This is a genomic window from Mesorhizobium sp. M2A.F.Ca.ET.042.01.1.1 (genome assembly GCF_003997405.1).
Taxonomy (GTDB): domain Bacteria; phylum Pseudomonadota; class Alphaproteobacteria; order Rhizobiales; family Rhizobiaceae; genus Mesorhizobium.
This window is the reverse complement of the sequence record NZ_RZRX01000021.1, coordinates 1-23309: the sequence shown is the minus strand read 5'-3', so window position 1 is coordinate 23309 and position 23309 is coordinate 1. Positions and strand designations below refer to the sequence as shown.

Here is a 23309-nt window from a genome sequence, read left to right as displayed (position 1 = left end):
GGCCGATGGTGGACCAACCGCCGCGGACCGCGTCGCAATAAAGACAAAGGTGGAGTGCTTCCATGTCAGTGGCTCTCGAGAAGCAGGAAGCGTCGTCGGACCAGCGTTCGCGACGTTCCGGCGGGCGCGAAGCGCGCCGCGCGATGCGGGCGGCGCCCTTGGCCGACGACATTCGCCCGGTGCGGCCGGGGCTTGAAGGCGGCAGCTACGGGCCGTTGAGCCGGAACGACCAGGAACGCATCCACGAAGCGGTGCTGACGCTGCTGGAGACGGTCGGGTTCGCCAATGCCATCCCGTCCTGCATCGAAGCGCTGACCAGGGTTGGCGGCATTTATGGCGACGATGGCCGCATCCGCCTGCCGCGCGCGCTGGTGCTGGACACGATCAAAAGGGCGGCGCGCAACTTCACCCTCTACGGCCAGGATCCGAAGCACGACATGCTGATCCAGGGCAAACGCGTGCATTACGGCACGGCGGGCGCGGCGGTGCATCTGGTCGATGTCGAGAAGCGCGAATATCGCGAATCGCTGCTGCAGGACCTCTATGACGCTGCCCGTCTCGTCGACGGGCTGGACAACATCCATTTCTTCCAGCGCACCATGGTGCCGCGCGATATTCCTGACCCGCTCGATATGGATTTCAACACGCTCTATGCCTGCGTGATGGGGACGTCCAAGCATGTCGGCACCTCGTTCACCGTGCGCGAGAACGTCAAGCCGGCGCTGGAGATGCTCTATGCGATCGCCGGCGGCGAGGAGAATTTCCGGGCGCGGCCTTTCGTGTCCAACTCGAACTGCTTCGTCGTGCCGCCGATGAAGTTCGCCGAGGACGCCTGCGGCGTGCTCGAAGCCTGCGTCGAAGGCGGCATTCCGATCCTGCTTCTGTCGGCCGGCCAGGCCGGCGCCACGGCACCCGCCGCGATTGCCGGCGCCGTGGTCCAGGCGGTGGCGGAAGTGCTGATGGGCCTGGTCTATGTCAACGCGATCAAGCCTGGACATCCGGCGATCTTCGGCACCTGGCCGTTCGTCTCCGACCTCAGGACCGGCGCCATGTCCGGCGGCTCGGCCGAGCAGGCGGTGCTGACCGCGGCCTGCGCGCAGATGGCGCAATATTACGACCTGCCCGGCGGCTCGGCCGCCGGCATGTCGGACTCCAAGCTGCCTGATATCCAGGCCGGTTACGAGAAGGGCATCACCAATGTCATGGCGGGGCTATCCGGCCTCAACCTGGTCTATGAATCGGCCGGCATGCATGCCTCTTTGCTCGGCTTCTGCCTCGAAAGCCTGATCATCGACAACGACATGCTGGGCCACTGCCTGCGCTGCGTGCGCGGCATCGAGGTGACCGACGACGCGCTGTCGATCGACACCATCGCCGAGGTCTGCCTGAAGGGCCCCGGGCATTATCTCGGCAACGACCAGACGCTGAAGCTGATGCAGACCGAGTATTTCTATCCCGCCGTCGGCGACCGTTTCTCGCCCAAGGAATGGAACGAAAAGGGACGGCCCGACATCCTGTCGCGGGCGATCGCGGAGAAGAAGCGCGTGCTTGCAGAACGCTTCCCGCGCCATGTCTCGCGCCTGCTCGACGACAAATTGCGCGCCCGCTTCGGTGAGATGATCAAGCTGCCGCGCAGCGGCATGGGCGGTTAGGAGACATTGATATTCAGGTGAGGCCGGCCTGCAAATGGCCGTCTCCTGCGCTTCCGGTGCTCACATACTTTGAGTACGCTGCGCTCCGATTCTCGAAAGATCCCGTTTTCGACTCGGCCTGACCTGAATCTCAACGCATCCTACTCGGCGCTCAGCTCGTATCGCTCAACCACTTCTGGGTTGATCAGCTTGGCGTGCAGCGTCATCAGCACGATCTGCGCATCGAAACTGTCGCCGGCCTCGAGCGCCGCCTCGATGCGGCGCTCGACCGCCAAGGTCGGCTCACGACCATTGGCCTGCTCGAACACGTCCGGCCCGGCGACGCAATAGCCGCAGAGCTGCGCCACCGAGCTATACGCGTCGGCCGGCGGCTCGTCCGGCCAGCGGTCGTTCATCAGATTGACGATGGTGAGTTTTACGCCTTCAGGAACCAGGGCAGGATGCAGGTCGGCCTTGCGCAAGGCGTCGTCGAGCTGGCGCAAATCGCCGGAGCGGCCGAACAGGCCGAGGAAGCCAAGAGAAGAACGCCGTTTTACCACGATGATCTCTCCCCTTCGCAAGCTGCCTGGATCGAGCTTATCTGTGGGCTCCCTTGAGATGAAACAAGGAAAAATAGAAAAGGGCGACCTGCCATGGACAAGCCGCCCTCATGATTTAGCCGACTACATGTTCAGTGATTGTCGCGCGGCACGCCGCTGGTGTGGGCGACGTCCTGGTACTTCACCGCCGGCTTCAGCACCATGCCGGCCGAGAACTGGTCGACCATGCCGCGCTGGATCTCCTGCCACGGCGTCTGATGCTTGGGATAGTGATAGCCGCCATTGCCTTCCAGCGCGGCGCGCCGCTTGGCGATCTCCTCGTCGCTGACGAGAATGTTGGCCGTGCCCTTCTTCAGGTCGATGCGGACGCGGTCGCCGGTCTTCAGCAGCGCAAGGCCGCCGCCGATCGCGGCTTCCGGCGAGGCGTTGAGGATCGACGGCGAACCGGACGTGCCGGACTGGCGGCCGTCACCGATACAGGCCAGCGAATGGATGCCCTTCTTGATGAGGTAGGCCGGCGGCTGCATGTTGACCACCTCGGCGCCGCCCGGATAGCCGACCGGACCGGCGCCGCGCATGAACAGGATCGTGTGCTCGTCGATGCCCTGCGCCGGATCATCGATGCGGGCGTGGTAGTCCTCCGGCCCGTCGAAGACCATGGCGTTGCCCTCGAAGGCCTCGGGGTCGTTCGGGTTGGAGAGATAGCGCTCGCGGAATTCCGGCGAGATGCCGCTGGTCTTCATGATGGCGGAATCGAACAGGTTGCCCTTGAGATTGATGAAGCCGGCATTGGCCTTGAGCGGCTTGTCGGCGCTGCGGATGACCTCGTGGTTCTCGTTGACGGCATCCCGGCAATTGTCGCCCATCGACTTGCCGTTGGCGGTGATCGCATCGGGATGCGGCAGCAGGCCGCCCTTCATCAGTTCGGCGACGACCGCCGGCACGCCGCCGGCATGGTGATAGTCCTCGCCAAGATATTCGCCGGTCGGCTGCAGGTTGACGAGCAGCGGGACGTTGAGGCCGATCTTCTGCCAGTCGTCATTGTCGAGCGGCACGCCGAGATGGCGGGCGATGGCGTTGAGGTGGATCGGCGCATTGGTGGAGCCGCCGATGGCCGAGTTGACGACAATGGCATTCTCGAAGGCCTGGCGCGTCATGATGTCGGACGGCTTCAGGTCCTCATGCACCATGTCGACGATGCGCTTGCCGGTCTCGTAGGCGATCTGGCCGCGCTCGCGATAGGGCGCCGGAATGGCGGCCGAACCGGGGAGCTGCATGCCGAGCGCCTCGGCCAGCGAGTTCATGGTGGTGGCGGTGCCCATGGTGTTGCAATAGCCGGTCGACGGCGCCGAGGAAGCGACGATGTCCATGAACTCGTCATAGTTGATCTCGCCGGCAGACAGGCGCTGGCGCGATTCCCAGACGATGGTGCCGGAACCGGTGCGCTTGCCCTTGTGCCAGCCATTGAGCATCGGACCGACCGACAGCGCGATGGCCGGGATGTTGACGGTGGCCGCCGCCATCAGCAACGCGGGCGTGGTCTTGTCGCAGCCGATGGTGAGCACGACGCCGTCGAGCGGATAACCGTAGAGCACCTCGACGAGGCTGAGATAGGCAAGGTTGCGGTCGAGCGCGGCGGTCGGGCGCTTGCCGGTCTCCTGGATCGGATGGCACGGGAACTCGAAGGGGATGCCGCCCATCGAGACGATGCCTTCGCGCACGCGCTTGGCAAGCTCCAGGTGGTGGCGGTTGCAGGGCGAAAGATCGGAACCGGTCTGCGCGATGCCGATCAGCGGCTTGCCCGACATCAGCTCGGCGCGCGTCAGGCCATAGTTCAGATAACGCTCGAGATAGAGCGCCGTCATGCCTGGATTGTCGGGGTTGTCGAACCACTCCTGCGAGCGAAATTTCTTCTTCCTGGTGGGGGCGCCTGCCATGGTGGTCTCCGTATTTGTATGACAAATCGATAGGACAACGCGCGAGCGCAAGCAAGAGGCAGACGCAGCCGGGACCCGGACTTTGGTGCGATAGACTTGTTAGAGGCCGCGCGCTACGACCAATCGATAACAGCAATCCGGGAGGGTTTGATGGCTTTGGTGATCGAAGGCGAGGAGCGGATCGCCGCACCCGTCAAAAAAGTGTGGGAAGCCCTCAACGACCCGGAGATCCTGAAAGAAGCCATTCCGGGCTGCCAGAGCCTCGAGAAGAATTCGGACACCGAGATGGCGGCGACCGTGGTGCTGAAGATCGGGCCGATCAAGGCGACCTTCAACGGCGAAGTGACGCTGAAGAACCTCAAGCCGCCGCATTCCTACACCATCCAGGGCGAAGGCAAGGGTGGCATTGCCGGTTTCGCCAAGGGCGGCGCCGACGTGACGCTGACCGAGGACGGGCCGGATGCGACGGTGCTCAAATACGCCGCCAAGGCCGAGGTCGGCGGCAAGATCGCGCAGCTCGGCAGCCGGCTGATCCAGTCGACATCGAAGAAGCTCGCGGGGCAGTTCTTCTCGACGTTCGGCGAGAAGGTCGGCGCCTGACCCTTCCTTCGAGGGTTATTCGAACACGATGCTCGGCACGGCGGCTTCGGCCGCGCCGCGCTCTTCCTGGACCCGATCCCAAACCTTCGAGGCGATGTCGCGATAGATTTTCGCCTCGGCGCCCTCCGGCTTGGAGGCGACGACCGGAGCGCCGGCGTCCGAGCTTTCGCGGATGCCCATTTCCAGCGGCACCTCGCCAAGGAAGGTGACGCCGAGGCGCTCGGCCTCGCGCCGCGCGCCGCCATGGCCGAAGATGTCGTAGCGCTTGCCGGTGTCGGGCGCGAGGAAGTAGCTCATGTTCTCGACGATGCCGAGCAACGGCACGTCGACCTTCTTGAACATGTTGAGGCCCTTGCGCGCGTCTATCAGCGCCAGATCCTGCGGCGTCGAGACGATGACGGCGCCGGCGAGCGGCACCTGCTGCGCCATGGTGAGTTGGGCGTCGCCGGTGCCGGGCGGCATATCGACCACCAGCACGTCGAGCGGACCCCATTCGACCTCGCGCAGCATCTGCGTCAGCGCCGACATCACCATCGGGCCGCGCCAGATCATCGGCGTCTCCTCATCGACGAGGAAGCCCATCGACATGACCTTCAGGCCGTAATTCTGCATCGGCTTCAGGATCTTGCCGTCGACGGTCTGGGGCCGGCCATGGATGTTGAGCAGCCGCGGCATCGACGGGCCGTAGATGTCGGCGTCGAGCACGCCGACCTTCAGCCCGTTGGCCGCAAGGCCGAGCGCCAGGTTGACGGCCGTGGTCGACTTGCCGACGCCGCCCTTGCCGGAAGCGACCGCGATGATGGCGTCGATGCCAGGCACGCCGCGCCGGCCGTGGCTTTGCGAGGCGGGCGCGTGCGGCGCGGGACGCGCTGGCTGCGGTGCGGCGGGGCGCGGAGCAGCCGGGCGCGCCGGAACCGGCGCTTCCATGCCGCCGCCCTTCTTCTCGGCCGTCAGCGCGACGACGGCGCTGGCGACGCCGGGCATGGCCTTCACCGCGCGCTCGGCCGCGGCGCGCAGCGGCTCCAGTTCCTGGGCGCGCGCGGCGGGAACGGTGATCGAGAAGAACACCTTGGAATCGGCGATGAATATCTCCGAGACCATGCCGAGATCGACGATGTTGCCGGTGAAGTCCGGCCCGTTCACCGTCTTCAGGCGCTCGATGACGGATTCCTTGGTAATGGACATGAGCTTTTTCCCGAGCGTTTGCCGGGTCAGATAATGCAGTTCCGGGCGAGAACCAAGCTTCGGAACGACATGTGCGGCGACATGCCTTCAAAAAACTTGCACGCGCCTGTCGGGTTTCGCAGGCGGCTTTCGTCTTCCGGACAGATGCATCCGACTGCACGAGCTGCAGTCGCCGGAAGACGGCGCAACCCTATCTTCCCGGTTTCCGGCGCGGCGGCCAAAACGGAGCAGCCGACAGAGAAAGGAGAAATCCATGCTCGCAAACAGCAACGCCACTGCTAATCTCGCGGTGAAGGACCTGGAGAGGGCCAAGGCTTTCTATGAGGGAACGCTCGGCCTCAAACAGGTCGACGACATGGGCGGCGAACTCGTCGTCTATAAATGCGGCGACACGCTCATCAACGTCTACCATTCGCAATTCGCCGGCACCAATAAGGCGACGGCGGTAACCTGGGCAGTCGGCGACCAGATCGAGCCGATCGTCGAATCCCTGAAATCGAAGGGCGTCACTTTCGAGCATTACGACATGCCGGGGCTGACGCTCGAGGGCGACATCCATGTCGGTCAAGGCATGAAGGTCGCCTGGTTCAAGGACCCCGACGGCAACATCCTGAACCTCGTTGGCGAATAGTGAGGCGGCCGTGATCCGGCCGCATCATGCGGCCAGTCGCGTCGCGAGATAGGTCAACGCCGAGATCGCCGCCGTCGCCGGCAGGGTGATCACCCAGGCGACGACGATGTTGCCGGCAATGCCCCAGCGCACGGCGGAGACCCGGCGGGCGGCGCCCACGCCGATGATGGCGCCGGTGATGGTGTGGGTGGTCGAGACCGGAACACCGAGCCAGGTGGCGGCGAAAAGCGTGATGGCGCCGCCGGTCTCGGCGCAGAAGCCCTGCATCGGGTTCAGCCGCGTGATCTTCGATCCCATCGTGTGCACGATGCGCCAGCCGCCGAGCAGCGTGCCCAGCGCCAGCGCCGACTGGCAGGTGAGGACCACCCACAGCGGCACGTAGAAGCTCTGGCCGAGCATGCCTTGCGAATAGAGCAGCACGGCGATGATGCCCATGGTCTTCTGCGCGTCGTTGCCGCCATGTCCCAGCGAATAGAGCGAGGCGGAAAAGAACTGCAGCACGCGAAACGTGTTGTCGACGGCGAATGGCGTCTGGCGCACGAACAGCCAGGAGACGATGAGAACCAGAACCAGCGCCAGCACAAATCCGGTCGCCGGCGAGAGCACGATCGCCGCGACCGTCTTGCCGAGCCCGGACCAGACGATGGCGCCGGTCCCGGCCTTGGCGACGCCGGCGCCGACCAGCCCGCCGATCAGCGCGTGCGAGCTGCTCGACGGAATGCCGGCGACCCAGGTGACGATGTTCCAGACGATGGCGCCGACAAGTGCCGAGAAGATCACCGATGGCGTGACGATGATGGCGTCGACAATGCCTTTTCCCACCGTCTCGGCGACATGCAGGCCGAAGAACAGGAAGGCGATGAAATTGAAGAAAGCCGCCCAGAACACCGCGTAATGCGGCCTGAGCACCCGGGTGGAGACGATGGTCGCGATCGAATTCGCGGCATCGTGCAGGCCGTTGAGGAAATCGAAGAACAGGGCCACGGCGACGAGGCCGATCAGCAGCGGAAAAGCGATCGTGGCGTCCATCGCCTACACGTTCTCGATCACGATGCCGCTGATCTCGTTGGCGACGTCCTCGAAGCGGTCGACAACCTTTTCCAGCTGGCTATAGATTTCCGAGCCGATCAGGTAAGCCATCGGGTCGCTGCCGCCGTGATGCCTGAACAGATCCTTGAGGCCCTGCTCGTGCAGGTCGTCGGCGCGGCCTTCGACGCGCATGACCTCCTCGGCGATGGCGTTGAGGCGCGCTGCGTTAGCGCCGACCTTGCCGAGCAGCGGGATCGCCTCCGCGACGAGCCGGGCAGCCTGGACGATGACGCCGCCCATTTCCCGCATCAGCGGGTCGAACTCCTTCACCTCGAACAGTTTCACCGTCTTGACAGTCTTGTGCATCATGTCGATGGCGTCATCCATCGATTGGATCAAATCCTTGATGTCGCCGCGATCGAAAGGGGTGATGAAGGAGCGCCTGACCGCAAGCAAGACCTCGGCGGTGATGCCGTCGGCCTCGTTTTCGAGATCGACGATTGTCTGGCACCAGCGGTCGATATCCTCGCCGCTGAGAAGGTGCTGAAGGGCTTCGGCGCCGCCGACCACAGTGCGCGAATGCCGCTCGAACAGATCGAAGAAACGATCCTCGCGCGGCAACAGCTTGCGAAACCAGCCCAGCATGTCGTCCTCCTTGCCTTCGCCTATCCCACATAGCGCCATGCGCGGCGCGGGAAAACAGATAGCCGGCTCAAAAATGTGGACGATATCCGATTGCGCGCGCGTCTTGCGTGCCAAGGCGATTTCCTCGACCTTGAGCTAAACTGTGTTGGATCGGATGGCATGATCGACAAACTGGAGTTCTTCCTCGCGCTGGCCAAGGAAGAGCATTTCGGCCGGGCGGCGGAGGTGTGCGGCGTCACCCAGCCGACGCTGTCGGCCGGCATCAAGCAGCTCGAGGAGCAGCTCGGCGTCATGCTGGTGCTGCGCGGCTCGCGGTTCCAGGGGCTGACGCCGGAAGGGACGCAGGTGCTGGGCTGGGCGCGCCGCATCGTCGGCGACACAAGGACGATGCGCGAGGAGATGCGGGCGGCGCGGCGCGGCCTCTCCGGCCGCATCCGCATCGCCGCCGTTCCCACGGCGCTGGCCATGGTGGCGCGGCTGACGACGCCGTTCCGCGAAAAACATCCTGGTGTCACCTTCTCGATCCTGTCGCGCACCTCGATCGAGGTTCTGACGCTGCTCGGCAATTTCGACGTCGATGCCGGCATTACCTATCTCGACAACGAGCCCCTCGGTCGCGTGACCAGCGTGCCGCTCTATGACGAGCGCTACCAGTTGATCACCGCGGTCGGGAACCCCTATTCCGACCGCGACAAAGTGACGTGGGCCGAGATCAGCCAGCTGCCGCTCTGCCTTTTGACGCCGGATATGCAGAACCGGCGCATCATCGACCAGCATCTGGCGGAAGCCGGCGTGCAGGTGAGGCCGACGCTGGAATCCAACTCGATGATCGTCCTGTTCTCGCATATCCGTACAGGCAAATGGTCGTCGATCATGCCACTCAACCTCGCGGAAACGTTCGGCTTTTCGGAGCCGATCCGGGCCATTCCAATCGTCGAGCCGGACGCCAGCCACACGGTCGGTCTGGTGGCGGCGCCGCGCGAGCCGCACACGCCGCTGGTGCAGGCGCTGCTGGACGAGGCGATGGCGCTGGCAGACGATTTCCGCCGTCATCGCTAGGCTAGAGAATGCAAGCCGCCGCTTTTTGATAGAAAATTTCTATCGATCAACGGGAGCGCTTTATTGATTTCGGAGGTTTCCTCTGATTTCGTAAGGACTTAGCGATATTGCGCCCTATGCATGTCGTTGCCCCGAAACCGCTCTATATCCTGGGGTGACATACATTGGCCGCCACGACCAGGGAGGGCGCTGCGTGACCATGCAGGCCGCAAGTACCGAGATCGCGTCGCGCACGGCGGCGATCATTGACGAGATGAAGGGCCTCGAAGGCCCCCTGCTGCCGATCCTGCACAGCATACAGGAAGAGTTCGGATACGTTCCGAAGGACGCGCTGCCGGTGATCGCCGACGGGCTGAACCTTTCCCGCGCCGAAGTGCATGGCGTGGTCAGCTTCTATCACGATTTCCGCGCCAAGCCCGCCGGACGGCATGTGCTCAAGCTCTGCCAGGCGGAAGCCTGCCAGTCGATGGGGTCGGATGTGGTCGCGGCCAAGGTCAAGCAGCTGCTCGGCATCGGTTTCCACGAGACCACGCGCGACGGATCGGTTACACTGGAGCCGGTCTACTGCCTCGGGCTTTGCGCCTGCTCGCCGTCGGCGATGCTCGACGGCGAAGTCATCGGCCGGCTCGATGACGAGAAGATCGGAGAGATCGTCGCGGAGGTGCGTTCATGATCCCGCGCATCTATATCCCCGCAGATTCCGGCGCGCTGGCGCTCGGCGCCGAGAAGGTCGCCAGGGCGATCGAGAAGGAGCTCAAGGAGCGCGGCGTCGAGGCCAAGATCGTGCGCAACGGTTCGCGCGGCGCCTATTTCCTCGAGCCAATGGTCGAAGTGGCGACCGACAAGGGCCGCGTCGCTTACGGGCCGGTCAAGCCGTCCGACGTCAAGAGCCTGTTCGACAGCGGCTTTCTCACCGGCGGCCATCACAAGCGCTGGCTGGGCGCGCCCGACAAGATCCCCTTCTTCGCCAAGCAGACTCGGCTGACCTTCGCACGCTGCGGCATCAACGACCCGCTGTCGCTCGATGCCTACAAGTCGCTGGGCGGCTTGCGCGGCCTGCAGAACGCCGTCGCGATGGCGCCGGCCGACGTCGTCAAGCAGGTGACCGAATCCGGCCTGCGCGGCCGAGGCGGCGCCGGCTTCCCGACCGGCATCAAGTGGAAGACGGTGCTGGATACGGCCGGCGACCAGAAATACATCGTCTGCAATGCCGACGAAGGCGACAGCGCCACTTTCGCCGACCGCATGATCATGGAAGGCGATCCCTTCGTGCTGATCGAAGGCATGGCGATCGCCGGCATCGCCACCGGCGCGACCAAGGGTTTCGTCTATATCCGCTCGGAATATCCGCATGCGGTGGGGACGATGAACAAGGCCGTCGCGATCGCCCGTAAGGCGGGCGTGCTGGGTCTCAACGTGCTGGGCTCGCCCAACGCCTTCGACATGGAGATCCGCGTCGGCGCCGGTGCCTATGTCTGCGGCGAGGAAACTTCGCTGCTCAACAGCCTCGAAGGCAAGCGCGGCGTGGTGCGCGCCAAGCCGCCGCTGCCGGCCATCCAGGGCTTGTTCGGCAAGCCGACGGTAATCAACAACGTGATCAGCCTGGCCTCGGTGCCTGTAATCATGGACAAGGGCGCCGCCTACTACAAGGATTTCGGCATGGGCCGCTCGCGCGGCACGATCCCGATCCAGATCGCCGGCAACGTCAAGCATGGTGGCCTGTTCGAGACGGCCTTCGGCCTGACGCTCGGCGAAATCGTCGACGATATCGGAGGCGGCACGGGTTCCGGGCGTCCCGTGAAGGCGGTGCAGGTCGGCGGGCCGCTCGGCGCCTATTTCCCGCGCGCCTTGTTCGACACGCCGTTCGACTATGAGGAATTCGCCAAGCGCGACGGCCTGATCGGCCATGCCGGTATCACCGTTTTCGACGACACGGCCGACATGCTGAAGCAGGCGCGCTTCGCCATGGAATTCTGCGCCATCGAAAGCTGCGGCAAGTGTACGCCCTGCCGCATCGGCTCGACGCGCGGCGTGGAGGTTCTGGACAAGGTCGCGGCCGGAATCGAGGCGGAGAAGAACCTCGCTTTGGTCACCGACCTCTGCAACACGATGAAGTTCGGATCGCTCTGCGCGCTGGGCGGCTTCACGCCCTATCCGGTGATGAGCTCGATCTCGCATTTCCCCGAGGATTTCAAGCCCGCGCCGGCGCGCGTGGCGGCTGAATAGGAGCTGGCAGATGAACATCAAGGCCGACTTCCCGACACTCATCCAGGAGATCGACTACGGAACGCCGGAGTCGAAAGCGACGAAGCAGGTCACCCTGACCGTCGATGGGCAGAGCATCACCGTGCCGGAAGGCACCTCGATCATGCGCGCGGCGATGGAAGGCGGGGTCGAGATCCCGAAGCTCTGCGCCACCGACATGCTGGATTCCTTCGGCTCCTGCCGCGTCTGCCTGGTCGAGATCGAAGGGCGCGGCGGCACGCCCGCCTCCTGCACGACGCCGGTCGGCGAAGGCATGGTGGTGCGCACGCAGTCGGACCGGCTCGCCGCCATCCGCCGCGGCGTCATGGAACTCTATGTCTCCGACCATCCGATGGGCTGGAACGAGAAGGCGGGAACCGGCGCCAGCGAGTTCGACGCGGTGGCGAAGTCCGTGGGTCTCACCGAGAACCGTTACGGCACCGAAGGCCGCAACCACGTCAAGGAAGATGGCGGCGTGGCGCCCGGCCATGGCTCGCTGGCGGTGGACTATATCGCGCGTGACGAATCCAATCCCTATTTCACCTATGACCCGGCGCAGTGCATCGTCTGCTCGCGCTGCGTGCGCGCCTGCGAAGAGGTGCAGGGCACCTTCGCGCTGACCATCGAGGGCCGCGGCTTCGAATCGCGCATGGTCGCCGGCATGCATGAGGATTTCATCGCTTCGGAATGCGTCTCCTGCGGTGCCTGCGTGCAGGCCTGCCCGACCGACGCGCTGCGCGAGAAGACGGTGCTGGAAAAAGGCATGCCGGAGCGCTCGGCTGTCACCACCTGCGCCTATTGCGGCGTCGGCTGCTCGTTCAAGGCCGAAGTGAAGGATGACGAGGTCATCCGCATGATGCCCTACAAGGACGGCAAGGCGAACCACGGCCATTCCTGCGTCAAGGGCCGTTTCGCCTATGGCTACGCCACACACAAGGACCGCATCCTGTCGCCGATGATCCGCGAGAAGATCACCGATCCCTGGCGCGAGGTGAGCTGGGAAGAGGCGATCGCCCACACGGCGAAGGAATTCCGCCGCATCCAGTATCAGTATGGACGCACGGCGATCGGCGGCATCACCTCCTCGCGCTGCACCAACGAGGAGACCTACCTCGTCCAGAAGCTGGTGCGGCAGGGCTTTCGCAACAACAATGTCGACACCTGCGCGCGCGTCTGCCACTCGCCGACCGGCTACGGTCTCGGCCAGACCTACGGCACCTCGGCCGGCACACAGGATTTCGATTCGGTCGAGTTCACCGACGTCGCCGTCATCATAGGCGCCAATCCGGCGTCCGCCCATCCGGTGTTCGCCTCGCGGCTGAAGAAGCGGCTGCGCCAGGGCGCCAAGCTGATCGTGCTCGATCCGCGCCGCACCGAGATGGTGAAATCGGCGCATATCGAGGCCGACTATCACCTGCCGCTGAAGCCCGGCACCAATGTGGCGGTGCTGACGGCGTTGGCGCATGTGATCGTCACCGAGGGCCTCTACAACGAAACCTTCGTGCGCGAGCGCTGCGACTGGGCCGAGTTCCAGGACTGGGCATCCTTCGTTGCGCTCCCGGAGAACAGCCCGGAGACGGTCGGCAAGCTGTCCGGAGTCGACCCGGAAGCCATCCGGGGTGCCGCGCGGCTCTATGCCAAGGGCGGCAACGGCGCGATCTATTACGGCCTCGGCGTCACCGAGCACAGCCAGGGCTCGACCACGGTGATGGCGATCGCCAACCTTGCCATGGCGACCGGCAATATCGGCCGTCCGGGTGTCGGCGTGAACCCGCTGCGCGGCCAGAACAATGTGCAGGGCTCCTGCGACATGGGCTCCTTCCCGCATGAGCTGCCCGGCTATCGCCACATCTCGGGCGATGCGGTGCGCGACATCTATGAGAGCCTGTGGGGCGTAAAGCTGGACGACGAGCCGGGCCTGCGCATCCCCAACATGCTGGACGCCGCCGTCGACGGCTCGTTCAAGGGTATCTACATCCAGGGCGAGGACATCCTGCAGTCCGACCCCGACACCAAGCATGTCGCCGGCGGCCTCGCCGCGATGGAATGCGTCGTCGTGCACGACCTCTTCCTCAACGAGACGGCCAACTACGCGCATGTCTTCCTGCCGGGCTCGACCTTCCTCGAGAAGGACGGCACCTTCACCAATGCCGAGCGCCGCATCAACATGGTGCGCAAGGTCATCGAGCCGAAGGCGCGCTACGCCGACTGGGAGGCGACGCAGGAGCTTGCCCGCGCCATCGGGCTCGACTGGAACTATACGCATCCGTCTGAGATCATGGACGAGATCGCCAAGACGACGCCGAGCTTCGCCGGCGTCTCGTTCGAGCTGCTTGACCGTGTCGGCTCGGTGCAGTGGCCCTGCAACGAGAAGGCGCCGCTCGGCACGCCGATCATGCATGTCGACGGCTTCGTGCGCGGCAAGGGCAAGTTCATCCGCACCGAATATGTCGCGACGGACGAGCGGACCGGCCCGCGCTATCCGCTGCTGCTCACCACCGGCCGCATCCTGTCGCAGTACAATGTCGGCGCGCAGACCAGGCGCACCGAGAACGTTGCGTGGCATGCGGAGGACCGGCTGGAGATCCATCCGCATGACGCCGAGGTTCGCGGCGTGCGCGAAGGCGACTGGGTACGGCTGGCGAGCCGCTCCGGCGAAACGACGCTGCGCGCGCTGATCACCGACCGCGTCTCGCCGGGCGTCGTCTACACGACCTTCCACCACCCGGACACGCAGGCCAATGTGATCACCACCGACTTCTCGGACTGGGCGACCAACTGTCCGGAATACAAGGTCACCGCCGTGCAGGTGGCGCCCTCCAACGGGCCGACCGACTGGCAGAAGGACTATAACGAGCAGGCCCGGCAGAGCCGCCGCATCGCACCACTGGCGGCGGCGGAGTAGTCCTTGGGCGCGCGGCGCAAAGCGACGACGCAAATATCGCGGCTCGCGCATCGCGCCGGCGGCACCGCTGCCGCGAACCGCATGGTGCCGGAAGAGACGCCGGTGGCGTTCTCCTTTGCCGGCACCACGCATGCGGTGATGATGGCGAGCCCCGCCGATTTCGAGGATTTCGCGCTCGGCTTCTCGCTGACCGAGGGCATCATCGCCGACCCGAAAGAAATCGAGGCGATCGAGGTCGAGGATCTCGGCGCCGGCATCGACATCCAGATCCGGCTGAAGGACCAGGCCAACACGCGCTTCCAGGCGAGGCGGCGCCGGCTGGCCGGACCGGTCGGCTGCGGCTTGTGCGGCATCGAGTCCATCGAGGAAGCGATGCGCTCGGTCGGCGCCGTTGGTGCGTCGCGGCTTACGCTTCAAGCGGAAGATATAACGAGCGCCGTCCGCCTGCTGTCGAAGCAGCAGCCGTTGCACACCGAGACCGGCGCGGTGCATGCCGCGGGCTTCTACGTCCCCGGCAAGGGCATCGTGATGGCGCGCGAGGATGTCGGCCGGCACAATGCGCTGGACAAGCTCGCCGGCGCGCTGGCCAAAGCCGGCATCGATGGCGCGAGCGGCGCTGTCGTGGTGACCTCGCGCGTCTCGGTCGAGATGGTGCAGAAGACGGCCGCCATCGGCGCTTCGATCATCATGGCGGTTTCGGCGCCGACGGCGCTTGCCATCCGCACGGCGGATACCGCCGGGATGACGCTGGTGGCGCTGGTGCGCGGCGATGATTTCGATATTTTTACCCACCCCGAACGGGTGGCTTCCGGAGTTGCCAAGCATGTCGCATGACGAAGACCACATCGCCAGCACCAGGGAAAAGCTGGTGCGCATGGCCAACCAGATCGCCACCTTCTTCCATTCGAAGCCGCGCGAGGAAGGCATTGCCGGGCTGGCGGAGCACATCAACAAGTTCTGGGAGCCACGGATGCGGCGGCAGCTTTTCGAGCTGCTCGACGGCGACGCTGAGGATTTCGACGAGCTGGTGATCGCGGCCTCGGCCAGGATCAAGCGGCCGATCTCCCCTGCGGAGGCCGACAGGAAGCTTGGAGTCACAGCCTTTCCGGCCGATATCGCCGCTTCGCAGGAATGATGTAGCGACCGGACGGCGCTATATTCCTTTCCGCTAAAGTTTAAGCTGCCGCTATCGGCACGGCTCTGCTATGGTTGGCGGCAGGAAGTCGTCTGGCCGGGCGGGGTAGTTCGCGTGAGGCCGATCGAGACCAGATACGCCCGTAGCGGGGATGTGCGGATCGCCTATCAGGTGATCGGCCAGGGCTCTTTCGATCTCGTCTTCGTACCGGGCTTCATCTCCAATCTCGACCTGCATTGGGAAGACGAGGGCTACAGCCGCCTCTTGAAACGGCTCTCCGCCTTCTCGCGGCTGATCCTGTTCGACAAGCGCGGCACCGGGCTTTCCGACCGCGTCGACACCCACCACCTGCCCAGCCTCGAGACCCGCATGGACGATGTCCGGGCGGTGATGGACGCCACCGGCAGCGGCCGCGCCGCTATCCTCGGCGCCTCGGAAGGCGCGCCGATGGCGATGCTGTTCGCCGCCACCTATCCGGAGCGGACGCGGGCGCTGGTGCTCTACGGCGGCTATGCGCATTTCCACAAATGGGTGATGCCGCCGGAATGCCTGGAAGCCTTCATCGAAACCGCGGAAACATCCTGGGGCACCGGCGCCACCTTGCCCAATTTCGCGCCGGGCCGGGTCGACGATACCCACTTCACTCAGTGGTGGGCCCGGTTCGAGCGGCTGTCGGCCAGCCCGACGGCCGCGGCAGCGCTTGCCCGCATGAATGCCGGCATCGACGTCCGCGACATGCTCGGGACGATCAGCGTGCCGACCTACCTGATCCATCGCCGCAACGACGCCCGTGTCGACCCCGACGCCAGCCGCTTCCTGGCCAGGAAGATCCCCGGCGCGCGCCTGGTCGAGATTTCGGGGCGCGACCACCCGATCTGGACCGGCGACGTCGATCGCGTGGCCGACCTGATCGAGGAATTCCTGACCGGGGAGCCGGCGGTGGCCGATGTGGAACGCGTGCTCGCGGCACTTCTGGTGACGCGTATCTACGACACCGCGCGGCTTGGCGATCGGTTGTGGAGCGAACGCAGCCTGCGCTTCCAGGAGAACTGGCGCATGCTGGTGGGGCGCCATGGCGGGCGCGTCGCCGGCACGCATGGCGAGCTGATGATCGCGCGCTTCGATGGCCCGGCGCGCGCCGTGCGCTGCGCGGCGCTGCTGCGCGAGGCGGCCCAGGAAATCGGCGTGGCAAGCGCGCAAGGGGTGCATGTCGGCGAGATCGAGGTACGCGGACCGCCGACGGGGCTGACAGCGCGTGTGGCCACCCAGCTTGCCGCCCATGCCGAGCGCGGCCACATCCTCTGCTCAAGGCTGGTCGCCGACCTGGCCGCGGGTTCGGGGCTGCATTTCACCGATGCCGGCCGCATCAGCCTCGACGAATTGGACGAGCCTATGGCGCTGGTGCAGGTGACGGCCGAACAGCATCTGGAGCCGGCCTGCCGTCCCAAGCCCAAGCCGGCCGAACCGGCAACGCTGACGGCTCGCGAGAGCGAGGTGGTGAGCCTGATCGCCGACGGCAAGAGCAATGCCGCGATCGCCGCCGAGCTCGACCTCAGCGAGCACACGGTCAAGCGCCATGTCGCCAACATACTGCTCAAGCTCGACCTGCCGTCGCGGGCGGCGGCAGCGGCATTCTCGGCCAGACATGCTGGCCCGGACGGGCCATGAGAGCCATGGCGCTTTCGGGCGAAGCGGTGGGGACGCCGTAAGAGGTATCAATTATCCCCATGCAGGCAGCCAGGAAGGCACTGCGGGGCCATGGAGAGACAAGATGCTGACCAAGACAAAGACGGTGGACGGCGCGGCGATCAAGAAGGCAATCGAGGGCCGTGACGGCAAGCTGCTGTCGAGCTTCTACACCGACGATGCGCTCGTGCGCGTGGTCGACCGCAACAACCCGCCGAGCAAGCCGCGCGAGATCCGCGGACGCGCGGCGATCAGCATCTTCTGGGACGATATCTGCAGCCGGGCGATGACCCACAAGGTCGACACCACCATCGCCGAGGGCGACAACCTCGCCTTCATGCAAGCCTGCGCCTATCCGGACGGCACGAAGGTGGTTTGCGCGGCGATGCTGGAGCTGAAGAACGGCCTGATCGCGCGGCAAACCGTCGTGCAGGCCTGGGACGAATAGTCGACTGCGGAACAAATCAAAACAATCGTGAGGGAGTACCGAGATGTTCAGCGCCAGATGGCAGATCGACGCCAGGTTCGGCTACAAGCAGACCGCACTTGAGCTGATGCGGAAATGGGAGCGCGAGATCGGCTCGCAGGTCGGGCTCGCCGATTTGAAATTCCGGCTCATGACGGGCTCGATCGGCGCCCGCGAAGCAACGATCGAATCCCACCACGAGGTCGAAAGCCTGGCCCAGCTGGAAGCGTTCTTCGCCAAGATCGCGAAGATCGAAGCGCACGCCAAGTGGGGCAAGGAGCTGGAGCCCTATGTGGTGTCGGGCACCAGCCAGTGGCAGATCTTCCGGATCGTGGAATAGTTGATTGTGAAATAGCCGAGGGCCGAAGAGGCAGCGGCGAACATGCCAGGAAGAGTGGCTGCGAGGCAGGCGGCCACTCGACGTCACCGGATCGACCCAAATCAGGAACCGGCCCGTCGGTCAGTCACGGCAGCCGCTTTGGCTGCCGTGCCATGGCTCTCCCGGGCCATGCCCCGCTGGTCCTTTCGGGCGAAGCGGCGGAGCCCGGATTGGTGCAATGTGCGCTTCCTGCACCATCCAACGCATCCGCCGATGAGGCGAGCAAACAAAGCAACACATGCGTCGCGTCGGCGCGCCATGGCGCTGGCGCAGTCAAGGGAGCAAACCAATGACCGACGAAGCCCATGCAAAACTGCGTGAAAGCCTGCGCGGGGAAGTGATCCTGCGCGACGATGCCGGCTATGACGAGGCCCGCAAGGTCTACAACGGCATGATCGAAAAGCGCCCGTTGCTGATTGCGCGCTGTGCCGACGTCGCCGACGTGATCACCGCCGTGAAATACGCGCGCGACAACGACCTGCTGATCGCCGTGCGCGGCGGAGGCCACAACGGCGCCGGATTGGGAATTTGCGACAACGGCCTCGTCATCGACCTGTCGATGATGAAGGGGGTCCATGTCGATCCAAAAACACGCACCGTCAGGGTCGGGCCCGGCTGCAATTCAGGCGACGTGGACCATGCCACCCATCCTTTCGGGCTCGCCGTTCCGGCCGGCATCGTCTCGACCACCGGCGTTGCCGGTCTGACCCTCGGCGGCGGGACAGGCTATCTCACGCGCAGATATGGTCTCACCATCGACAATCTGGTCGAGGCCGATCTGGTGCTGGCCGACGGCAAAGTGGTGACCGCCAGCAAAGCCGAGAACCCCGATTTGTTCTGGGCGCTCCGCGGCGGCGGCGGCAATTTCGGCGTCGTGACCAGCTTCCTGTTCCAGGCCCATCCCGTGAACATGATCTTCGGCGGCCCGGTGTTCTGGGAAGCCAAGGATGCCATGGCCGTCATGCAGACCTATCGCGACTATCTGCCGGAGGCGCCGGAGGATCTCGGCGCCTTTGTCGGTCTGAAGACCGTTCCTTCGACCGATCCCTTCCCGCGCGAATATTGGGGCAAGCGCGCCTGCGCCATCATCTCCTGCTACAACGGCACCGAGGAGGACGGGCGCAAGGCCATGGCGCCGCTGCTGGACAATCTGCCGCCGCCGATCTTCAACTGGATGGGCGTGATGCCGTTCCCGGCCTTACAGGCAATGTTCGACCCGCTGCTTCCGAAGGGCCTGCAATGGTACTGGAAGGGCGATTTCGTCAGGTCGCTTCCCGATGAAGCCATCGCCACCCATATCGCGCAGGCCGCCGAAGCGCCGAGCGAATTGTCTCTCATGCATCTTTACCCGATCGACGGCGCCGTTCGCCGCGTCGGCAAGAACGAGACGGCATGGAATGCGCGCGACGCGACCTGGTCGATGGTCATCGCCGCCATCGATCCCGATCCGGCCAAGGCCGCCGATCTCACCAAATGGGCCAAGAACTACTGGGCGAGCATCCATCCCCATAACGGCGAAGGCGGCTACGTGAATTTCATGATGGAGGACGAAGGAGAAGCGCGCGTGCAGGCGAGCTATGGCGCGAACTACGAGCGGCTTAGCCAGGTGAAGCGCATCTACGACCCGTTCAACATCTTTAGGGTCAACCAGAACATCAAGCCCGCGGCATCAGAGATGCAGGGAAGGACGGCCGCATAAAGCAGATCTTACGGACTGAGGGATCGAGGTCGGATTGCCAACCGATTTTGCGGAGGGCAAATCGGGCAATCCGACCTCTCCACAAGGAGCCTAGCCGTGCGCCACCATGACGTGGCGGACGGCGGTGTAATCCTCCAGCGCGTAGAGCGACATGTCCTTGCCGTAGCCGGACTGTTTCAAGCCGCCATGCGGCATCTCGTTGGTCAGCATGAAGTGCGTGTTGATCCAGGTGCAGCCATATTGCAGACGGGCGGCGGTCGCCATGGCGCGCGCGACGTCCTTGGTCCACACCGACGAAGCAAGGCCGTAGTCGCTGTCGTTCGCCCAATTCACCGCCTCGTCGACATCCGAGAAGCGGGTGATGGAGACGACCGGGCCGAACACCTCGCGGCGCACGATCTCGTCTTCCTGCAGCGCTCCGGCGACGACCGTCGGCTGGTAGTAGAAGCCGGAGCCTTCGCCGGGCTTGCCCCCGGTGGTGATCTCGATGTGCTTCAATTCGGAAGCGCGCTCGACGAAGCTCGACACACGGTCGCGCTGGCGGCGCGAGATCAGCGGGCCGATCTCGTTCTCGGTGTCGTCAGGCTGGTTGTATTTGATGGTCGAGACGGCGGAAGAGAGGTCGGCAACCAGCTTGTCGTAGATCTTCTTGCCGGCATAGATGCGGCAGGCGGCGGTGCAATCCTGACCGGCATTGTAATAGCCGAAGGCGCGCAACCCGTTGACCACGGCGCCGAGGTCGGCGTCGTCGAAGACGATGACCGGCGCCTTGCCGCCGAGCTCAAGATGCGTGCGCTTGACCGATTTGGCGGCCGCCTGCAGCACCTTCTTGCCGGTGGCGACGTCGCCGGTGATCGAGATCATGTTGACCTTCGGATGGTTGATCAGCGTGTTGCCGACGCTGTCGCCGCGGCCGAGCACGACGTTGACCACGCCCTCGGGCAGGATCTCGGCGAGGATCTTCGCCAGCTTCAGCGATGTCAGCGGCGTCTGTTCGGACGGCTTGAAGACGACCGTGTTGCCGCCGCCGATCGCCGGCGCCAGCTTCCAGGCCATCATCATCAGCGGATAGTTCCAGGGCGCGATCGAAGCGACGATGCCGATAGGGTCGCGGCGCACCATCGAGGTGTGGCCAGCAATATATTCGCCGGCCACCTGACCGGGCATTGAGCGCACCGCGCCGGCGAAGAAGCGGTAGCAGTCGACGATCGCCGGGATCTCGTCATTGAGCACGGCATTGATCGGCTTGCCGCAGTTCAGCGCCTCGAGCGCCGCGAACTCCTTGGCTTCGGCCTCGATGCGATCGGCGATCTTGAGCAGATAGTTGGAACGCTGCGCCGGCGTCGTGCGCGACCAGCTGACGAAGGATCGCTCGGCGGCTGCCACGGCCGCTTCGATCTGCGCCGGGCTTGCTTCCGGCAGGTTGAGGATGGTTGCCCCGGTCTTTGGATTGAGGATCGGCTCCTCGGTTTCGGTGCCCTTCTCGAATTTCGAGCCGATCAGCATCTGGGTTTCCATTTGGTTTCTCCCTGATTAGGAGCGAATAGGGAGTAGCAAATAACGAATAGGGAGATCGACAGCCGAACCCTACTCGCTACTCGCTATTCGCTACTCGCTGTTTTCATTTTCCACTCCCCGCGATCTGGTCGCCGTCGCGGGTCAGGTAATAGGCAAGCAAGATCGGCAGCAGCGTCACCAGCACGACGACCATGGCAACGACATTGGTGACCGGGCGCTGGCGCGGGCGGATCAGTTCCTCCAGCATCCAGATCGGCACGGTCTGCTGCTGGCCGGCGGTGAAGGTGGTGACGATGACCTCGTCGAAGGACAGCGCGAAGGCGAGCATGCCGCCGGCAAGCAGAGCGGTCGCGATGTTGGGCAGCACGACGTGCCGGAAGGTCTGAAAGCCATCGGCGCCGAGATCCATCGAGGCCTCGATCATCGAGCCTGAGGTGCGGCGGAAACGGGCGACGGCATTGTTGTAGACGACGACCACGCAGAAGGTCGCGTGGCCGAGCACAATCGTCCAGAACGAGAAAGGGATATCGGCCAGCGAAAAGGCCGAGCGCAGCGCGATGCCGGTGATGATGCCGGGCAGCGCGATCGGCAGGATGACCAAGAGCGAGATCGCCTCGCGGCCGAAGAAGCGCGTCTGTGAGACGGCGGCGGCGCAGAGCGTGCCGAGCACCAGGGCGATCGCCGTCGAGATGGCGGCGACGCGCACCGACAGCGACAGCGCATCCCAGACGTCGGGCCGGTTCCAGGTGACGGCGAACCATTGCGTGGTGAGGCCCGGCGGCGGCCAGACGAAGCTCTTCTCTTCAGTCGTGAAGGCATAGACGAAGATCAGCAGGATCGGCAGGTGCAGGAAGAGCAGGCCGCAGGCGGCGGCGATCTTCAGGCCGAGCGGGGCACGTTGGCCACGATCAGAGCGCATCGAAAGCCCCCATGCGCTTGGCGCCCCAGAGGTAGAAGCCCATGATGACGATGGGCACCACGGTGAAGGCTGCCGCGAGCGGAATGTTGCCGGCGGTGCCCTGCTGCGAATAGACGGCCTGGCCGATGAAAAGGCGCGAGGTGCCGATGATCTGCGGGATGATGTAGTCGCCCAAGGTCAGCGAGAAGGTGAAGATCGAGCCGGCGACGATGCCGGGCAGCGCCAGCGGGAACAGCACGTTGCGGAAGGTCTGCCAAGGCGAGGCGCCGAGATCGGACGAAGCCTCGACGAGGTTGCCGGGCACGCGCTCGAGCGCCGCCTGGACGGGCAGGATCATGAAAGGCAGCCAGACATAGACGAAGACGATGAAGGTGCCGGTGAAGGAGACCGACAGCGAGTTGCCGCCGACGATCGGCAGCGACAGCCAGCCGTCGAGCAGCCACAAAAGGTTCAGCTTGGCGAGCAGCCAGGTGAGGATGCCTTCCTTGGCGAGGATCAGCTTCCAGGCGTAGATCTTGACCAGATAGCTCGACCACAGCGGCAGCATGACGCCGAGATAGAACAGCGCCTTCCAGCGGCCGCGTGCGTATCGCGCCGCGTAATAGGCGATGGGGAAGGCGATGATCGCCGAGGCAAGCGTGACGAGCGCCGCCATCATCACCGTGCGCAGGATGATGTCGAGATTGGCGGCCTGCAGCAGATCGCCATAGGTCTTCAGCGTGAACTCGCGGTTGATGAGGCCGGAGAATTCGTCGATCGAGAAGAAGCTCTGCGCCAGCAGCGCGAAGAGCGAGCCGATATAGACGATGCCGAGCCACAGGAGCGGCGGGGCGAGCATCAGCGTGAGCAGGAATTTCGGCCGCCGCCAAAACAGGTCCGAGAGCGCGCCGCGCATGCCGCCGCTTCCGGGCAGGATGGCGGGGGTGGGGTTGGATTGAACAGCGGCGATGGTCATGGCGCCACCGCGGGTTCGCGGGGATTACCTGAAACGCCGCGTTCCTTCGCGCCCCCCTCTGTCCTGCCGGACATCTCCCCCCTTGGGGGGGAGATGTCCGGCAGGACAGAGGGGGGCGCCGTAGAG

At 64.7% G+C, this 23309-nt stretch carries 21 protein-coding genes; 13 read left to right on the top strand and 8 right to left on the bottom strand.

What is annotated here, in order from left to right; translation table 11 throughout:
• Positions 1–62: 62 nt before the first annotated feature.
• On the top strand, positions 63–1652 hold the full coding sequence (locus tag EOA23_RS05440; protein WP_127303152.1) for a trimethylamine methyltransferase family protein: 1590 nt from the start codon (positions 63–65) through the stop codon (positions 1650–1652).
• A 140-nt stretch (positions 1653–1792) separates the two neighbouring features.
• On the opposite strand, the gene EOA23_RS05435 is transcribed toward EOA23_RS05440, so the two are convergent.
• Both EOA23_RS05435 and EOA23_RS05430 read right to left on the bottom strand, forming a co-directional pair.
• Positions 1793–2191, bottom strand: coding sequence for a hypothetical protein (locus EOA23_RS05435; protein ID WP_127303151.1), 399 nt, complete (start codon positions 2189–2191; stop codon positions 1793–1795).
• Between the two features lie 131 nt (positions 2192–2322).
• Positions 2323–4128 (bottom strand): IlvD/Edd family dehydratase, encoded by a 1806-nt coding sequence (locus tag EOA23_RS05430; RefSeq protein WP_127303150.1) that lies wholly within the window; start codon positions 4126–4128, stop codon positions 2323–2325.
• Positions 4129–4278: 150 nt separating this feature from the next.
• Here EOA23_RS05430 and EOA23_RS05425 point away from each other — a divergent pair, with 150 nt between their 5' ends.
• Entirely contained in the window at positions 4279–4728 is a 450-nt protein-coding gene (locus EOA23_RS05425; RefSeq protein ID WP_042647051.1) for a carbon monoxide dehydrogenase subunit G, read from the top strand.
• Between the two features lie 15 nt (positions 4729–4743).
• Here EOA23_RS05425 and EOA23_RS05420 read toward each other — a convergent pair whose 3' ends face one another.
• Positions 4744–5913 carry an Mrp/NBP35 family ATP-binding protein gene (locus EOA23_RS05420; protein ID WP_127303149.1) on the bottom strand — a complete coding sequence of 390 codons (1170 nt, stop codon included), beginning with the start codon at positions 5911–5913 and terminating at the stop codon, positions 4744–4746.
• Between the two features lie 253 nt (positions 5914–6166).
• Between EOA23_RS05420 and EOA23_RS05415 the strand changes: the two genes are divergently transcribed.
• A complete protein-coding gene (locus EOA23_RS05415; protein WP_127303148.1) occupies positions 6167–6544 on the top strand; it encodes a VOC family protein in 378 nt (125 codons plus the stop codon).
• Between the two features lie 24 nt (positions 6545–6568).
• Here EOA23_RS05415 and EOA23_RS05410 read toward each other — a convergent pair whose 3' ends face one another.
• Both EOA23_RS05410 and EOA23_RS05405 read right to left on the bottom strand, forming a co-directional pair.
• Positions 6569–7573, bottom strand: coding sequence for an inorganic phosphate transporter (locus EOA23_RS05410; RefSeq protein ID WP_127303147.1), 1005 nt, complete (start codon positions 7571–7573; stop codon positions 6569–6571).
• Positions 7574–7576: 3 nt separating this feature from the next.
• Positions 7577–8218 (bottom strand): DUF47 domain-containing protein, encoded by a 642-nt coding sequence (locus EOA23_RS05405; RefSeq protein ID WP_127303163.1) that lies wholly within the window; start codon positions 8216–8218, stop codon positions 7577–7579.
• A 159-nt stretch (positions 8219–8377) separates the two neighbouring features.
• On the opposite strand from EOA23_RS05405, the gene EOA23_RS05400 reads away from it, so the two are divergent.
• From EOA23_RS05400 to EOA23_RS05355, 10 genes are all read left to right on the top strand, one after another.
• Entirely contained in the window at positions 8378–9277 is a 900-nt protein-coding gene (locus EOA23_RS05400; RefSeq protein ID WP_042645767.1) for a LysR family transcriptional regulator, read from the top strand.
• Positions 9278–9470: 193 nt separating this feature from the next.
• On the top strand, positions 9471–9950 hold the full coding sequence (locus EOA23_RS05395; protein WP_127303146.1) for a formate dehydrogenase subunit gamma: 480 nt from the start codon (positions 9471–9473) through the stop codon (positions 9948–9950).
• Positions 9947–11503 (top strand): NADH-quinone oxidoreductase subunit NuoF, encoded by a 1557-nt coding sequence (locus EOA23_RS05390; protein ID WP_127303145.1) that lies wholly within the window; start codon positions 9947–9949, stop codon positions 11501–11503. Before EOA23_RS05395 ends, EOA23_RS05390 begins: the two co-directional genes overlap by 4 nt.
• A gap of 10 nt (positions 11504–11513) precedes the next feature.
• Positions 11514–14426, top strand: coding sequence for a formate dehydrogenase subunit alpha (gene fdhF, locus EOA23_RS05385; RefSeq protein WP_127303144.1), 2913 nt, complete (start codon positions 11514–11516; stop codon positions 14424–14426).
• Between the two features lie 3 nt (positions 14427–14429).
• Positions 14430–15260: a formate dehydrogenase accessory sulfurtransferase FdhD gene (gene fdhD, locus EOA23_RS05380; protein WP_127303143.1), complete on the top strand. Its 831-nt coding sequence runs from the start codon at positions 14430–14432 to the stop codon at positions 15258–15260.
• A complete protein-coding gene (locus tag EOA23_RS05375) occupies positions 15250–15561 on the top strand; it encodes a formate dehydrogenase subunit delta (RefSeq protein WP_126062949.1) in 312 nt (103 codons plus the stop codon). The genes fdhD and EOA23_RS05375 overlap by 11 nt, the downstream gene beginning before the upstream one ends.
• Positions 15562–15675: 114 nt before the next feature.
• Positions 15676–17229: an alpha/beta fold hydrolase gene (locus tag EOA23_RS05370; RefSeq protein ID WP_127303142.1), complete on the top strand. Its 1554-nt coding sequence runs from the start codon at positions 15676–15678 to the stop codon at positions 17227–17229.
• Positions 17230–17332: 103 nt separating this feature from the next.
• Positions 17333–17695 carry a nuclear transport factor 2 family protein gene (locus EOA23_RS05365; protein ID WP_042645780.1) on the top strand — a complete coding sequence of 121 codons (363 nt, stop codon included), beginning with the start codon at positions 17333–17335 and terminating at the stop codon, positions 17693–17695.
• 43 nt (positions 17696–17738) lie between these two features.
• On the top strand, positions 17739–18053 hold the full coding sequence (locus tag EOA23_RS05360; protein WP_127303141.1) for a hypothetical protein: 315 nt from the start codon (positions 17739–17741) through the stop codon (positions 18051–18053).
• A gap of 328 nt (positions 18054–18381) precedes the next feature.
• The gene (locus EOA23_RS05355; RefSeq protein ID WP_127303140.1) at positions 18382–19791 is read left to right on the top strand and encodes an FAD-binding oxidoreductase; all 1410 of its coding nucleotides are present in this window, start codon (positions 18382–18384) and stop codon (positions 19789–19791) included.
• Between the two features lie 90 nt (positions 19792–19881).
• Here EOA23_RS05355 and EOA23_RS05350 read toward each other — a convergent pair whose 3' ends face one another.
• From EOA23_RS05350 to EOA23_RS05340, 3 genes are all read right to left on the bottom strand, one after another.
• Positions 19882–21309 (bottom strand): gamma-aminobutyraldehyde dehydrogenase, encoded by a 1428-nt coding sequence (locus EOA23_RS05350; RefSeq protein WP_127303139.1) that lies wholly within the window; start codon positions 21307–21309, stop codon positions 19882–19884.
• Between the two features lie 103 nt (positions 21310–21412).
• Positions 21413–22228, bottom strand: a complete 816-nt coding sequence (locus tag EOA23_RS05345; RefSeq protein ID WP_042645777.1) for an ABC transporter permease — start codon at positions 22226–22228, stop codon at positions 21413–21415.
• The gene (locus EOA23_RS05340) at positions 22218–23123 is read right to left on the bottom strand and encodes an ABC transporter permease (RefSeq protein WP_189341508.1); all 906 of its coding nucleotides are present in this window, start codon (positions 23121–23123) and stop codon (positions 22218–22220) included. Before EOA23_RS05340 ends, EOA23_RS05345 begins: the two co-directional genes overlap by 11 nt.
• Positions 23124–23309: the final 186 nt, after the last annotated feature.